General features: G+C 67.4%; 14 protein-coding genes. 3 read left to right on the forward strand and 11 right to left on the reverse strand.

Annotated features, from left to right (window positions below; genetic code table 11):
* Window positions 1-66: 66 nt before the first annotated feature.
* The 7 genes from WKW82_RS20865 to WKW82_RS20895 form a co-directional block, all read right to left on the reverse strand.
* Window positions 67-663 carry a DUF3299 domain-containing protein gene (locus tag WKW82_RS20865; protein ID WP_340344245.1) on the reverse strand — a complete coding sequence of 199 codons (597 nt, stop codon included), beginning with the start codon at window positions 661-663 and terminating at the stop codon, window positions 67-69.
* Between the two features lie 236 nt (window positions 664-899).
* Window positions 900-2,162: an ABC transporter permease gene (locus WKW82_RS20870; RefSeq protein ID WP_340344246.1), complete on the reverse strand. Its 1,263-nt coding sequence runs from the start codon at window positions 2,160-2,162 to the stop codon at window positions 900-902.
* The gene (locus WKW82_RS20875) at window positions 2,159-2,860 is read right to left on the reverse strand and encodes an ABC transporter ATP-binding protein (RefSeq protein ID WP_340344247.1); all 702 of its coding nucleotides are present in this window, start codon (window positions 2,858-2,860) and stop codon (window positions 2,159-2,161) included. The genes WKW82_RS20870 and WKW82_RS20875 overlap by 4 nt, the downstream gene beginning before the upstream one ends.
* Window positions 2,857-3,402 (reverse strand): DUF2796 domain-containing protein, encoded by a 546-nt coding sequence (locus tag WKW82_RS20880; RefSeq protein ID WP_340344248.1) that lies wholly within the window; start codon window positions 3,400-3,402, stop codon window positions 2,857-2,859. Before WKW82_RS20880 ends, WKW82_RS20875 begins: the two co-directional genes overlap by 4 nt.
* Before the next feature lie 190 nt (window positions 3,403-3,592).
* Window positions 3,593-4,489 (reverse strand): sulfurtransferase, encoded by an 897-nt coding sequence (locus tag WKW82_RS20885; protein ID WP_340344249.1) that lies wholly within the window; start codon window positions 4,487-4,489, stop codon window positions 3,593-3,595.
* Window positions 4,490-4,511: 22 nt separating this feature from the next.
* Window positions 4,512-5,438 (reverse strand): DMT family transporter, encoded by a 927-nt coding sequence (locus tag WKW82_RS20890; protein ID WP_340344250.1) that lies wholly within the window; start codon window positions 5,436-5,438, stop codon window positions 4,512-4,514.
* A 54-nt stretch (window positions 5,439-5,492) separates the two neighbouring features.
* Window positions 5,493-6,662: an aromatic ring-hydroxylating oxygenase subunit alpha gene (locus WKW82_RS20895; protein ID WP_340344251.1), complete on the reverse strand. Its 1,170-nt coding sequence runs from the start codon at window positions 6,660-6,662 to the stop codon at window positions 5,493-5,495.
* A gap of 255 nt (window positions 6,663-6,917) precedes the next feature.
* On the opposite strand from WKW82_RS20895, the gene xseB reads away from it, so the two are divergent.
* From xseB to dxs, 3 genes are read left to right on the forward strand one after another with little or no spacing between them, the layout of a single operon-like run.
* The gene (gene xseB / locus WKW82_RS20900) at window positions 6,918-7,166 is read left to right on the forward strand and encodes an exodeoxyribonuclease VII small subunit (RefSeq protein ID WP_340344345.1); all 249 of its coding nucleotides are present in this window, start codon (window positions 6,918-6,920) and stop codon (window positions 7,164-7,166) included.
* Complete coding sequence (locus WKW82_RS20905) at window positions 7,163-8,080, forward strand: polyprenyl synthetase family protein (protein WP_340344252.1); 918 nt, start codon at window positions 7,163-7,165, stop codon at window positions 8,078-8,080. Before xseB ends, WKW82_RS20905 begins: the two co-directional genes overlap by 4 nt.
* A gap of 10 nt (window positions 8,081-8,090) precedes the next feature.
* The gene (gene dxs / locus WKW82_RS20910; protein WP_340344253.1) at window positions 8,091-9,980 is read left to right on the forward strand and encodes a 1-deoxy-D-xylulose-5-phosphate synthase; all 1,890 of its coding nucleotides are present in this window, start codon (window positions 8,091-8,093) and stop codon (window positions 9,978-9,980) included.
* Between the two features lie 57 nt (window positions 9,981-10,037).
* Here dxs and WKW82_RS20915 read toward each other — a convergent pair whose 3' ends face one another.
* From WKW82_RS20915 to WKW82_RS20930, 4 genes are all read right to left on the reverse strand, one after another.
* On the reverse strand, window positions 10,038-10,757 hold the full coding sequence (locus tag WKW82_RS20915; RefSeq protein ID WP_340344254.1) for an ABC transporter ATP-binding protein: 720 nt from the start codon (window positions 10,755-10,757) through the stop codon (window positions 10,038-10,040).
* 82 nt (window positions 10,758-10,839) lie between these two features.
* Entirely contained in the window at window positions 10,840-11,625 is a 786-nt protein-coding gene (locus WKW82_RS20920) for an ABC transporter ATP-binding protein (RefSeq protein WP_340344346.1), read from the reverse strand.
* Window positions 11,626-11,663: 38 nt separating this feature from the next.
* Window positions 11,664-12,527: a branched-chain amino acid ABC transporter permease gene (locus WKW82_RS20925; RefSeq protein WP_340344255.1), complete on the reverse strand. Its 864-nt coding sequence runs from the start codon at window positions 12,525-12,527 to the stop codon at window positions 11,664-11,666.
* Window positions 12,528-12,585: 58 nt separating this feature from the next.
* On the reverse strand, window positions 12,586-13,467 hold the full coding sequence (locus tag WKW82_RS20930; protein ID WP_340344256.1) for a branched-chain amino acid ABC transporter permease: 882 nt from the start codon (window positions 13,465-13,467) through the stop codon (window positions 12,586-12,588).
* Between the last annotated feature and the right edge of the window lie 39 nt (window positions 13,468-13,506).

The following is a 13,506-nucleotide window of genomic DNA, read 5'->3' on the forward strand; positions in this document are numbered from 1 at the left end:
ATCCTCGACCATCCGCCGACCTTCGGCTGACAGCAAGCGCCGTCGCGCCCTGTCGGCGCAGCGCGACTATTTCGCCCCGCTGGTGTACTTGGTGACGCTGTCGGCCGTGACGTGGTAGCCGCTCACGCCCATCATGGAGTCGTTGCGCAGGGTCTGCATCTTGCCGGTGACCCAGATGGTGTCCATCGCGCGCAGGCCCTTGTCGGCCTTCGAGGTTTCCACATGGATGATCTGGTTGGCGGGCGGTGGCGGTGTGTGGATGCAGGCGCCGAAGTAGGGCACCAGCAGGAATTCGCTGACCTGGCCGTTCTTTTCTTCGAGCGGCACCAGGTAGCCCGGAATCTTCACCATGACCCCGTTCATCGCTGGGTTGGTGGGCGCGTTGTCGGAGGCCTTTTGCAGCTTCATCAGCATCTCGTTGGCGCGCGGGTCGTTGTCGTCGAGCTTGCTGAAGTCGACGCCCTTGAAGGCCTTCATCGGGTCCCAGTCCTTGGGCACCAGTTCTTCCCAGGCGATCTGGCGGGGCTGGCCCGGCGCGACCTTGGCGGACACCGCCTTGCCGCCGAGCGGATTGGCGGCGCTGGTGCCCGAAGGCGCGGGGTCGGCGGCCCAGGCGGCGGTGGTGAACGTGATGAGGAGGGCAATGGCGGCGGAGCGAAGCATGATGGTCGGTTTGAAGTCGGTTTCCAGCGGTGTCGCCCGGTCACCCATTGCGCCAGGTCGGGCACCTTGTGGCCTGTTCCAGGGCACCCGTGGAACAGGCTTTGCCGGGCCACCGGGTGCGCCCCCTCGAGGGGCTGAGGGCCGCGGCCCCAAGCCTGCCTGCGCAGGCTTGGACGGAACGCAAGAGCAGCCGCCTCTGGTAGCCGCACGGGCGCCACAGGCGCTGTGGGGGTGGGTCATATTCTGGGCGAAAGGCCATCGGCCAGCGACAGCCGATAGGCGCGAATCCCGGGCAGCAGTCCCGCCAGCCATCCGACCAGCAGCAGGGCACCCAGCAAGCGCCATTCGTTCAGTGTAGGTTCCGACAGGTGCAAGGCCAGGCCGAGCTGCGATTGCAGCCACGGCGACAGCAGGGCGATGCCCAGCGCGGTCATGAGCATGCCCAGCAGCACGCCCAGCAATGTGACGATGCCGCCTTCCAGGGCCAGCAGCACGAGCACATGGCGCAGGCCCGCGCCGACCGCGCGCAGCACGGCCAGCTCGCGCCGACGTTCGTTCAGCCCGGCCAGCACCACCGACACCAGGCCGCCCAGGCTGACCAGCGCGACGAGCGCCGACATCAGCATCAGCGCGTTCTCGCCGACACCGACGACGCGCCACAGCTCGTCGAGCGCGACGCCGGGCAGGATCGCCATCAGCGGCTCGTCGGGATAGCCGGACACCCAGCGCTGCACCGCGAACACCGCAGCACGGTTCTTCAGCCCGACCAGCACGGCGGTCACGGACTTGGGCGTGAGGTCGAACTTGCGAACCGCATCGGCGGGAATCTGCACGCCCGGCATCGGCGCGCCACCGGCCCAGTCGAGGTGGATCGCTTCCATCGCACCCAGGCCGATGTGTACCGTGCGGTCGACCGGTGTGCCGGTGCGCGCGAGCACGCCGACCACGGTGAAGGGCTTGTCGGCATGCGCGGTAGCCTCAAGCTCACCGCCGCCATGGGCCAGCGTGATCTTCTCGCCCAAGCGATAGCCCAGCTGCGTCGCCACCTCGGCACCGATCACGGCGTCGAAGATGTCGTTGAAGGGCTTGCCCTCCTGGAGCACCAGTGGCTGCTTGTCGCCGTAGCGGAACCGCGTGAAGTAGTCGGGCGTCGTGGCCAGCACCGGAAAGCCCCGGTGCGAGTCCCCGAGCGACAGCGGCACGACCCAGGCGACGCCTTTATGCGTGGCCAACGCCTGCACGCTTTTCCAGGAGACGTTGCTGGTGGCGGCGCCGATGCGGAACACGGAATACAGCAACAGTTGCGTCGAGCCCGTGCGCGGGCCGACGATGAGGTCCGTGCCCGACACGGAGGACGCGAAGTTCTGCCGGAGCTCGGTGCGGATGCGCTCCACGCCGAGCAGCAGGCAGGTCGACAAGGCGATCGACAGCAGCGTCAGCGCCAGCGTGAAACGCCGGTTCCAGGCGCTGCGCCAGGCGATGCCGAACAGCGCGCTCATGCGCCTGCGCTCACGAGCGCCGCCCGGTTGATGTCGGGCAGCCAGACATGCCGTCCAAAGCGCTCGGCGATGCGCCTGTCGTGGCTGACGAAGACCAGTGCGCTGTGGTTCGCCTCGCAGGCGCTCATGAGGGTGTCAAGGAAGGCCTCGCGCCGGTCTTCGTCGAGTGCGGAGGTGGGCTCATCGGCGATGACGAGCTCCGGGTGGCCGATGAGGGCGCGCGCCGCCGCCACGCGTTGTTGCTGACCGACCGACAGCTGCAGCGCCGGACGCTGCCAGAGCGCCTTGTCGAGGCCCATGCGTTGCAACAGTTGCCCGGCGTGCGCGCGCGGCGTGCCATCGGCCCGCGATGCGCGGCGCGGCGAGAAGCGGCAGGGCAGCAGCACGTTGTCGATCACGCTCAGGTACGGCAGCAGGTTGAACTGCTGGAAGATGTAGCCCACATGCGCCACGCGCGTGCGGTCGCGCTGGCGTCGGGAGAGCCGGGCCCAGTCGTGGCCAAGCAGCCGCGCATGCCCCGCGTCGGCGACGAGCACGCCTGCCATCAGCGACAGCAAGGTGCTCTTGCCGCAACCGCTCGGCCCGTGCAGGAACACCGCCTCGCCCGCGTTCACCGACAGCGTCTCGATGTCGAGCACCGGTGCCGCGTGGCCGGGCCAGGCGAAGCGCAGATGCTCGATGCTGAGGACCGGGATCACTGCCGGCCCCAGGTGAGCCGCGCCGAGGGCCGCTTCAGCGTGCGCTGGTACTGACCGTCGGGCGTGGCGATCTGCACGTCGATCTGCCGGATGGCGGAGAAGGCATCGAACAGGCCGACATCGACGTAGCGCGCCTGCACCGGGCTGCGGCATTCGAAGACGATGTTGCCTTCGAGGTCGCCATGGCCGGGCGCCTGGACCGGCGGGGCCTTGCCGAGACCAAGCGTCGGTGCATCGAGGTCGACCTGGCTCAGCGTGCAACCGGCAGCCGGGTCGATGGTGAACAGCTTGCCGGCCGCGCGGAGTTGCGCAAGGGCCTGCTGCGCGGTCTTGCGCTCGGCATCGGTGCGCGGCGCTCGCTCGAAGCCGACGATGCTGTCGAGCGGCGAATCGACGTGGATGGTGATGGCGCGCACGTCGATGGCCACGTCGAGCTTGACTTGGCCATGCACGTGGGGATGCCCGGGTTGCGCGTGTGCGTTCAACATGCAGAGGGCGAGGAGCAGCGGCGCGGCTGCGGCGCGAAGGAAGAAACGATTCATGCGGGCTGTGCCTGTCGGCTTGCGTTGATGCGTGACCGCGGTAGGAGTCTCATGCAGGTGGCCGGTTCCCGCGGCAGCGCCGCCGGTTGCAACGCTGACGATGGGCTGACGTTGTCTCGCGTCGACGTGGCTTTGCCATCTCGACTCGACCCGCCGCCGGGAGTGAGCCGGGCGTGGCCTGGCCCTGGGGTCAGCCCTTGGTCACCGGCCTTGCAGCGTCGCTGCACCACTCGCTCCAACTGCCCGCATAGAGGCCGGTGAGGTCGTAGCCGGCGACGCGCATGGCCAGCAGATTCGGTAGGGCGCTGACGCCGCTGCCGCATTGGTGCACCACGCCGGCCGGATCGCGTCCGCCCAGCAGGGCATCGAACTCCTGGCGCAGTTGCGCGGCTGGCTTCAGGCGGCCATCGGGGCTGAGGTTCTCCGCGAAGGGCCGGTTCAGCGCACCGGGGATGTGGCCGGCCACCGGGTCGAGCGGTTCCACCTCGCCGCGATAGCGCGGCGCGGCGCGCGCATCGATGACGGTCTGGCCGGTGTCGCCCAGCCGCTTCAGCACCGTGTCCGTTGCGACCAGCCGGACCCGTTCCGGCCCGAGCACGAAGTTGGACTGGAAGTGCGACGGCTCCTCGCGCCCCGTGACTTCGCCGCCCGACGCCTGCCACGCCTGCAACCCGCCATCGAGCACGGCCACGGCCTCATGCCCGACCCATTGCAGCATCCACCAGAGCCGGCCGCAGTAGTTCAGGCCGTTGCGGTCGTACACGACGGCCTGCATGTCGTTGCGAAAACCGACGCTCGACAGCCACTCGGCAAAGCGTTCACGGCTCGGCAGCGGATGGCGGCCGCCCGAGGCCGGCAGGCCCATCTCGGCGGCGATCACCGTGCCGCCCTTGCCCGGCGCGCCGTGAGGGGCGCTCAGGGCGGTGTCGAGGTTGGCATAGACGGCGCCGGGAATGTGGGCGTCGCGGTATTGCTGCTCGCCGGCATGCGGGCGGCTCAGGTCGAAGGTGCAGTCGAACACCATCAGAGGCGTGCCGGCGGCCTGCAGCGCCTTCAGTTGTTCGACGGAGATCAGGGTCGTGTACATCGCAATCGGTCCTTCCTTCAAATCAATGTTCTTCTGCGGGCGCCTTGGGAACAGCGCGTTGACGAAGGATAGTCGCGACGATGCCGCTGGCCACGATCAATGCCATGCCACCCCAACCCAGCCCGTCGATACGGTCGCCGAACAGCGCCACACTGTAGACCGCCGCGAAAACGATGCCGGAATATTGCAGGTTGGCCACCAGCAGCGTACCGCCCGGCGTCTTTGCGCGCGAGTAGGCGCGGGTCATGCACAACTGTCCGAGGGCGGCCAGCACGCCGACCGGCAACAGCCACATCGCGTGCAGGGCGCCGGGCCAGTCCGAGAAGCCGGTCGCGACCGTGCCCATGCCGCCGGCCACCGCCGAGCCCACGGCAAAGTAGAACACCGTGCGCGACTCCGGCTCGCCGAGTTTCGAGAGGGCCACCACCTGCATGTAGGCAAAGGCCGCCGTCAGCCCCGACATCAGGCCGACCAGCCCGGCAAAGGCCTGTCGGTCGCCGAGCGTCGGTCGCAGCATCATGACCACGCCGGCAAAGCCGACCACCACCGTGAGCATCAGCGCCCCCTGCAGCGGCGGTCGTTCCACGCGGCCGTCGCGTCCGGGCAGCGGCACCCACGCGAGCAGCGTGCCGCCGATCAGGAACACCGCGATCCACACGCTGCTCATGTAGTTGAGCGTCATCGCGGTCGCCAGCGGAAGGTGGGCGATGGCATAGAACCAGGCGCCCAGCGACACCACGCCGATGAAGCTGCGCCAGGCATGCATGCCGGGATACTGCGTGCGCAGCGAGATCCCCTGGTTGCGCGCCAGCAGTGCCAGGAAAACGATGCCGATGAGGCCGCGATAGAAAACCAGTTCAGCAGGGTTGAACCACTCGGAGGCGATCTTCACGCAGACCCCCATGGTCGCGAATATCAGTGCGGCCAGCACCATCCAGAGCGCTTGCATCTTGCCTCGTACGTTGGGAAAAAAGAAAGCGGCGCCGACCGCGCCGCAAAGGGGTCAGGCTGAGAGCGCCTCTTGCGGCAAGGTCTCCGCAGGCAACATCGCGCGCCGATACCACTCGTGGAAGTGCTCCATGCCATCTTCCATCGGGCTCTGGTATGGGCCGCTTTCGTCGTCGCCGCGCAGCATCAGCGCACGGCGGCCGGCGTCCATGCGCTCGGCGATCTCGTCGTCTTCGACGCAGGTCTCCATGTAGGCGGCCTGCTGGGCTTCGACGAATTCGCGCTCGAAGGCCACGATTTCCTCGGGGTAGAAGAACTCGACCATGTTGAGCGTCTTTTGCGGCCCGATCGGGTGCAGCGTGGAGACGGTCAGCACATGCGGATACCACTCGACCATCACGTTCGGATAGCAGGTGAGCCAGATCGCGCCGTACTTCGGCGGCTTGCCCTCGCGGTACTGCAACAGTTGCTCCTGCCACTTCTGGTAGACCGGGCTGCCGGCACGGCCGAGCCGGTTGGCGACACCCACGGTCTGCACCGAATACTTGTCGCCGAACTCCCAGCGCAGGTCGTCGCAGGTGACGAAGCTGCCCAGCCCGGGGTGGAAGGGGCCGACGTGGTAGTCCTCCAGGTAGACCTCGATGAAGGTCTTCCAGTTGTAGTTGCACTCGTGCAACTCGACGCGGTCGAAGGCATAGCCGCTGAAGTCGAGGTCCGCGCGGGGGCCGAGCGTGGCCAGGTCGGCCGCGATGCTGCGGCGGCTGCCGCCGGGACGTGTCTCGAACAGCAGCCCGTTCCAGGCCTCGAGCGGATAGTTGTGCAGGTTCAGGCAGGGGTCCTGCGCGAAATGCGGCGCACCGATCAGCGTGCCGGTGGTGCGCGGGTCGGCCGCGGCGTAGGTCCAGCGGTGCAGCGGGCAGACGATGTTGCCGCCGGTCTTGGCATCGAGCGCGCCGCGGCCCTGCAGGATCACGGCTTGGCGGTGGCGGCAGACGTTGGAGATCAGCTCCACGCCCTTGGGCGTGTGCACCAGGGCGCGGCCTTCATGCTCCTGCGGCAGCGTGTGGTAGTTGCCCAGTTCGGGCACCGCGAGCTGATGGCCGACGTAGCGCGGGCTGTCGGCAAAGAGCGTCGCCATTTCGCGGGCGTAGAGCGCCTCGTCGAAATACGAGGAAACATGAAGAGGGCTGGAGGCCTGCTGCAGTTGAAGACTTAAATCAGACATGAGGACCTGACCAAGCTCCCCACAGGGAGAAAAATGGAAACGGGAGACGCCGTTGCGTAAGCAGAACGGCCCGGGAAAACGGATTGGCAACCTGCCGGGGCAGGAAGGATGGATTGTACCCGCGGGGTTTCATTCCGGCCTCCGCCAGTCGTACCATGCGGTCCGTCACGCCCCGGTACTGGTGGCGGACGGCTGCGGGTCCGCCCCGATTGCAGTCGCCACCCTAAAATGCCCGGTTTGACCGACGATCCCCGCATGCCCAAGCCCACTTCTCCCGACGCCGCGCCGGCCGCGCCGCTGCCGGCCAGCTATGAAGCCGGCCTGCAGGAACTCGAGCAACTCGTGGCCGCCCTGGAATCGGGCCAGTTGCCGCTGGACGAACTGCTCGGCAGCTACCAGCGTGGCGCCGTCCTGCTGCAGTTCTGCCGCGAAAAGCTGCAGGCGGTGGAAGACCAGATCAAGGTGCTGGATGCAGGCAGCCTGAAGGCCTGGGCCCCCGAATGAGCGTTCAACAACTGGAATCCTGGGACGCAGCCCGCCTGGCCGCCTGGTGCAATCCCCTGCTGGCCGATGTCGAGGCGGCCTTGTCGCGCTGGGTTGGCATCGATGGCCCGCCACCGCTCGGCGACGCGATGCGCTATGCGGTGCTTGACGGCGGCAAGCGCCTGCGTCCGCTGCTGGTGCTTGCCGCGAGCGAAGCCGTCGGCGGCGAGCCCCAGGCCGCCCTGCGCGCCGCCTGCGCCACCGAACTGATCCACGCCTATTCACTGGTGCACGACGACCTGCCCTGCATGGACAACGATGTGCTGCGCCGCGGCAAGCCCACGGTGCACGTGAAGTTCGGCGAGGCCGATGCGCTTCTCGCCGGCGATGCCCTTCAGGCCCTGGCCTTCGAACTGCTCACCCCCGGCGACGCCAGCGTGGCCGATGCCGTGCAGGCCCGCCTGTGCCGCCTGCTGGCGCTGGCGGCCGGCAGCCACGGCATGGCCGGCGGCCAGGCCATCGATCTGGCCAGCGTCGGCCTGGCCCTGACCGAGCCGCAATTGCGCCGCATGCACCAGCTCAAGACTGGCGCGCTGCTTCAAGCCAGCGTAGAGATGGGCGCGTCCTGCGCCGAGGGTGTTTCCGCCGAAGCGATGCGCGCCCTGCGCGAGTACGGCGCGGCGCTCGGCCTGGCCTTCCAGGTGGTCGACGACATCCTCGACGTGGTCGCCGATTCGGCCACGCTCGGCAAGACCGCCGGCAAGGACGCCGAGAACGACAAGCCCACCTACGTGTCGCTGCTCGGCCTCGACGGCGCCCGCGCCCGCGCGCAAGCGCTCCTGTCCGACGCACTGGCTGCCCTGGAACGCAGTACGCTGCCGGACACGGCGGCGCTGCGTGCGCTGGCCCACATGGTCGTGGACCGCGACCGATAAAAGAACAGACATGGCTCCGCTCCTCCCCACATTGAACGACCCCTCGGCCCTGCGCCGCTTCGACCGCGTGCAGCTCAAGCAGCTGGCCGACGAGGTGCGCGACTGCGTGCTCGACAACGTGTCGCGCACCGGCGGCCACCTGAGCTCGAACCTCGGCACGGTCGAACTGACCGTGGCCCTGCACCACGTCTTCAACACCCCGCATGACCGGCTGGTGTGGGACGTGGGCCACCAGACCTATCCGCACAAGATCCTGACCGGCCGGCGTGAGCGCATGCCAACGCTGCGCCAGCTTGGCGGCCTCTCGGGCTTTCCGCAACGCGGAGAGAGCGAGTACGACACCTTCGGCACTGCCCATTCGTCGACCAGCATTTCGGCCGCGCTCGGCATGGCGATGGCGGCCAAGCAGAAGGGCGAGAACCGCCATTCGATCGCGATCATCGGCGACGGCGCGCTCACCGCCGGCATGGCCTTCGAGGCGCTCAACAACGCCGGCGTCTGCGACTGCAAGCTGCTGGTCATCCTCAACGACAACGACATGTCGATCAGCCCGCCGGTGGGCGCGCTGAACCGCTACCTGGCGCAGTTGATGAGCGGGCAGTTCTACGCCGCGGCCAAGAACGTCGGAAAGACGGTGCTGCGCGGCGCGCCGCCGCTGTTCGAATTCGCCAAGCGCTTCGAGCAGCATGCGAAAGGCATGGTGGTTCCGGCCACGCTGTTCGAGAAGTTCGGCTTCAACTACGTCGGTCCGATCGACGGGCATGACCTCGATTCGCTGATCCCCACGCTGGAAAATCTCAAGCACCTCGAAGGCCCTCAGTTCCTGCACGTGGTCACCAAGAAGGGCCAGGGCTACAAGCTGGCCGAAGCCGATCCGGTGGCCTACCACGGGCCGGGCAAGTTCGATCCGTCGGTGGGCCTGGTCAAGCCCGCGACCGCGCCGAAGCAGACCTTCACGCAGGTGTTTGGCACTTGGCTGTGCGACATGGCGGCGAACGACGGCCGGCTGGTCGGCATCACGCCTGCGATGCGCGAAGGCTCTGGCATGGTCGAGTTCGAGAAGCGCTTTCCGGGGCGCTACTACGACGTCGGCATTGCGGAACAGCATGCGGTGACCTTCGCCGCCGGCCTGGCCTGCGAAGGGCTGAAGCCAGTGGTGGCGATCTACTCGACCTTCCTGCAGCGCGCGTACGACCAGTTGATCCACGACGTGGCGATCCAGAACCTGCCGGTGGTGTTCGCGCTGGACCGCGCGGGTCTGGTCGGCGCCGATGGCGCCACGCACGCAGGCGCCTACGACATTCCGTTCCTGCGTTGCATCCCGAACATGAGCATCGCCTGTCCGGCCGACGAGGCCGAATGCCGGCAGTTGCTGACCAGCGCCTACCAGCAGAACCATCCGGTGGCGGTGCGCTATCCGCGCGGTTCAGGTGCGGGCGCCACGCCGCATCTCACGCTGGATGCGCTGCCCTTCGGCAAGGGCGAGATCCGGCGCAAGGGTGAACGGGTGGCGATCCTTGCCTTCGGCACCTTGCTGTACCCCGCGATGCAGGCGGCCGAGGCGCTGGGCGCCACGGTGGTCAACATGCGCTGGGCCAAGCCGCTGGACGTAGAGCTGCTGCTGCAGGTCGCGAAGACGCACGAGGCCATTGTCACGGTGGAAGAGGGCGCGGTCATGGGCGGCGCCGGCAGCGCGGTGACCGAGGCGCTGAACGCGGCCGGTCTGCTCCGGCCGGTGCTGCAACTGGGCCTGCCGGACCAGTTCATCGAGCACGGTGATCCGGGCAAGCTGCTGGCCCTGCAAGGGCTGGACGCGGCGGGGATCGAAGCCAGCATTCGAAAGCGCTTTCCGAAGGCGCGGCTCGAATCAGTACCTGCGATTGCCGCTCAAAAGGTGTGAATCTTTCTGGCGAGGACGCCGACTTCGGTGTCCTCGCTGCGAAGCTTCACGCCCTTTTCAGTTGCCCAGGTAGGCGTCCTGCACCCTCGGGTTGCCGAGCAACTCCCGGCCGCTGCCTTCCAGCACGATCTCACCCGTCTCGATCACATAGGCCCGGTCGGCGATCTTCAGTGCCTGGCGCACGTTCTGCTCCACCAGGAAGATCGTCAGGCCCAGCTTGTTGATCTCGCGCAGCGTGCGGAAGATGTCCTGCACGATGATCGGCGCGAGACCCATCGAGGGTTCGTCCAGCAGCAGCACGCGCGGCTTCGCCATCATGGCGCGGCCGATCGCGAGCATCTGCTGTTCGCCGCCTGACAGGTTGCCGGCCAGCCCTTCGGCGCGATCCTTCAGCACCGGGAACAGCGTGAAGATGCGTTCCATGTCTGCGGCCCGCGCAGCCGCTCCGTCGCGGCGCGTGTAGGCGCCGAGTTCCAGGTTCTCGCGCACGGTCAGCGTGGTGAGCGTGGCGCGGCCCTCGGCCACCTGGACCACGCCGCCCGAGACGATCTTGTGCGGCGCCAGCCCGGTGATGTCCTGGCCGTCGAACGTCACGCGGCCGGCGGTCTTCTTCACCAAGCCGGATAGCGCCAGCAGCGTGGTCGACTTGCCCGCGCCGTTGGCGCCGACCAGCGTGGTGATCTGGCCTTCGTGCAACTGGAAATCGATGCCTTTCACGGCCTCGACGTGGCCGAATGAAACCTTGAGCCCTTCGACTTTCAGAAGGGGCGCGGTCATTTCAGCCCCCACGCTCGGCACTTCGTGTCCTCGCTGCCCCCCAAGGGGGTGCGAGCTTGCTTGGGGCGGCCTTGCGCTGCGCTCATACCGTCACTCCTTCATTGGTTGCTTCGTCATCCTCGCGGCCCAGATACGCCTCGATCACCTGCGGATCATTGCGGATCTCGTCCGGCCCGCCGCGCGCGATGATGCGGCCGAAGTTCAGCACGGCGATCTGCTCGCACAGGCCCATCACGAAGCGCATGTCGTGTTCGATCATGAAGATGGTGTAGCCGCGTTCGGCGATGTTGCGGATCTCGTGCATGAGGTCCGTCTTCTCGCTGCTGTTCATGCCGGCGACGGGTTCATCGAGCAGCAGCAGGCGCGGTTCGGTGGCCAGTGCGCGGGCCAGTTCCAGCTTGCGCTGGTCGCCGTAGGAAAGGTTGTCGGCGAGCTGGTCGGCCTTGTGGTCGAGCTTGACCCAGCTCAGCAGTTCACGCGCCCGATCGCGCGCGCGGCGCTCCTCGCTGCGGAACAGGCCAGTGCTGGCCAGCAGGCCGACGGCGCCATAGCGCAGCTTGGCGTCCATGCCGACGATCACGTTCTCGGTCAACGACATTTCCTTGAACACGCGGATGTTCTGGAAGGTCCGTGCAATGCCGCCGCGGGTGATCTCGAAGGGCTTGCGGCCCGCCAGGTCCTGCCCGTCGAAACGGATGGTGCCGCTGGTGGGCGGCAGCAGGCCGGTGATCAGGTTGAACACCGTGGTCTTGCCGGCGCCGTTGGGGCCGATCAGGCCGAACACGCCCTTGTCGGGCACGGCCAGGTTCACGTCCTGCAGCACCTTGAGGCCGCCGAAGTGGCGCGAGATGCCGCTCAGTTCGAGCAGGTTGCCCGCGGTCGCGACGGCTTGAGTTTGTGCAGCGCTCATGCCGCTTCTCCCTTGCGTTGGAACCATTGGCGGAATCGCATCGGGTCCCAGATGCCCTTCGGCAGGAACAGCACGATCAGCACCAGCACCAGGCCGTTGACCACGAGGCGGAAGCCGCCCAGGCCACGCAGCATTTCCGGCAGGATCGTCAGGATCACGCCGCCGAGCACTGGCCCGGTCAGGCCGTTGATGCCGCCGAGGATCGTCATCGTGAGGATGTCCACCGCGCGATTGAAGCCGTATTCACCGGGGCCGATGAAGAAGGTGAGATGCGCGTTCAGCGTGCCGGCCAAGCCCGCGATGGCCGCGCCCAGTACGAAGGCCAGCATCTTGTGGCGGCCCACATCGATGCCCATGAGTCCGGCGGCGGTCTCGTCCTCCTTGATCGCCTCGAAGGCGCGGCCGACCTTGGAGCGACGCAGGCGCCAGAGCACCAGCAGCGTGATCACCAGCGCCAGCAGCACATGCCACCACTGCGTGAGTTGTGGAATCCCGTTGAGGCCCAGCGCGCCGCCGGTGAGCGATTCGGTGTTGAGCACGGCGATGCGCACGACTTCGCCGAAGGCCAGCGTCGCCATCGCCAGGTAGACGCCCGACAGGCGCAGCGTCGGCCCGCCCATGATGGCGGCTACCAGCGCAGGCAATGCCATGCCGACGACGATGGCGGCCGGGTACGGCAAGCCATAGTTCAGCGTGAGGATGGAAGAGGCGTACGCGCCCAAGCCCATGAAGGCCGCGTTGGCCATCGACAGCATGCCGCACGCGAGCGTGAGCCAGATCGAAAGCGCGAGCAGTCCGTTGATGCCCAGCGAGAGCACCAGGTTGCTGTAGACGGCCCAGAAGTTGTCGAACCCAGTCATTGTGAAACCTCCGCGCTGCGCGCTGCGGTGCGAGCGCCTTCGGGCGGCCGTGCGGCGCTCATACCTTGCGCTCCTGCAGCGAGCCGAACAGTCCCTTGGGCCGCACCAGCAGCACCAGGAACAGCAGGCCGAAGGCCACCGCGTCGCGCATGCTGGAGCCGATGTAGGCAACCGACAGCACTTCCGCGAAGCCGAGGAACAGGCCCGCCAGCATCGCGCCGCGGATGTCGCCCATGCCGCCCAGGATGATCACGGCGATGCCCTTCTCGAGCATCGGCTGGCCCATCAGCGGGAACAGTGCATTCGAGTACAGCCCGATCAGCACGCCGGACAGTCCACCCAATCCGGCCGCGATGAAGGAGGTCAGGTAGAACAGGCCTTCGACATTCACGCCGACCAGGTACGCCGCCTTCGGCGACTCCGCGATGGCGCGCAACGCACGGCCCATCTGCGTGCGCTTGAGCGCCAGCATCAGTACGCCCATCAGCACGAAGGACACCATGACGATGCCCAGTTCCAGCACGGTGACGTGGATGCCGGCGAATTCCAGCGCGTCGTCCGGGATGGTGCCGGCCGGGAAGCGCAGGTTCTCCGCGCCGAAGATGGCTTGCACGCCGTTGTTCAGGATGATCGCCACGCCGATGGTCGCGATCATCGGTATCAGGTGGGGCGCATTGCGCTTGCGCAGCGGCTTCAGCACCAGCACGTCGATGATGAGGCCGAACAAGCCGCTGAACAGGAAGGCGCCGAGCAGGCCCATCCACAGCGGCAGCGAAAACACGCGCATGAAGGTGGCCGCCGCATAGGCGCCCACCATGAAGATGGCGCCGTGCGAGAGGTTGATGACCCCGAGCACGCCGAAGATGAGGGTGAAGCCGAGCGCGAAGAGTGCGTAGACGCACCCCAGCGAGAGGGCATTGACGAGTTGTTGATCGAGCACGATGGGCTCCTGGCATTCACGGCCGCCGCGTGGCGCCAT

The organism is Variovorax rhizosphaerae (genome assembly GCF_037889975.1).
GTDB classification, from domain to species: domain Bacteria; phylum Pseudomonadota; class Gammaproteobacteria; order Burkholderiales; family Burkholderiaceae_C; genus Variovorax; species Variovorax rhizosphaerae.

Coding starts and splice junctions, on each gene's coding strand:
- xseB (WP_340344345.1), top strand. CDS start 6,918: ATGCCCAAGCCCACTTCTCCCGACGCCGCGCCGGCCGCGCCGCTGCCG.
- WKW82_RS20865 (WP_340344245.1), bottom strand. CDS start 663: ATGCTTCGCTCCGCCGCCATTGCCCTCCTCATCACGTTCACCACCGCC.
- WKW82_RS20925 (WP_340344255.1), bottom strand. CDS start 12,527: ATGACTGGGTTCGACAACTTCTGGGCCGTCTACAGCAACCTGGTGCTC.
- WKW82_RS20890 (WP_340344250.1), bottom strand. CDS start 5,438: ATGCAAGCGCTCTGGATGGTGCTGGCCGCACTGATATTCGCGACCATG.
- WKW82_RS20895 (WP_340344251.1), bottom strand. CDS start 6,662: ATGTCTGATTTAAGTCTTCAACTGCAGCAGGCCTCCAGCCCTCTTCAT.
- WKW82_RS20885 (WP_340344249.1), bottom strand. CDS start 4,489: ATGTACACGACCCTGATCTCCGTCGAACAACTGAAGGCGCTGCAGGCC.
- WKW82_RS20870 (WP_340344246.1), bottom strand. CDS start 2,162: ATGAGCGCGCTGTTCGGCATCGCCTGGCGCAGCGCCTGGAACCGGCGT.
- WKW82_RS20905 (WP_340344252.1), top strand. CDS start 7,163: ATGAGCGTTCAACAACTGGAATCCTGGGACGCAGCCCGCCTGGCCGCC.
- WKW82_RS20880 (WP_340344248.1), bottom strand. CDS start 3,402: ATGAATCGTTTCTTCCTTCGCGCCGCAGCCGCGCCGCTGCTCCTCGCC.
- dxs (WP_340344253.1), top strand. CDS start 8,091: ATGGCTCCGCTCCTCCCCACATTGAACGACCCCTCGGCCCTGCGCCGC.
- WKW82_RS20915 (WP_340344254.1), bottom strand. CDS start 10,757: ATGACCGCGCCCCTTCTGAAAGTCGAAGGGCTCAAGGTTTCATTCGGC.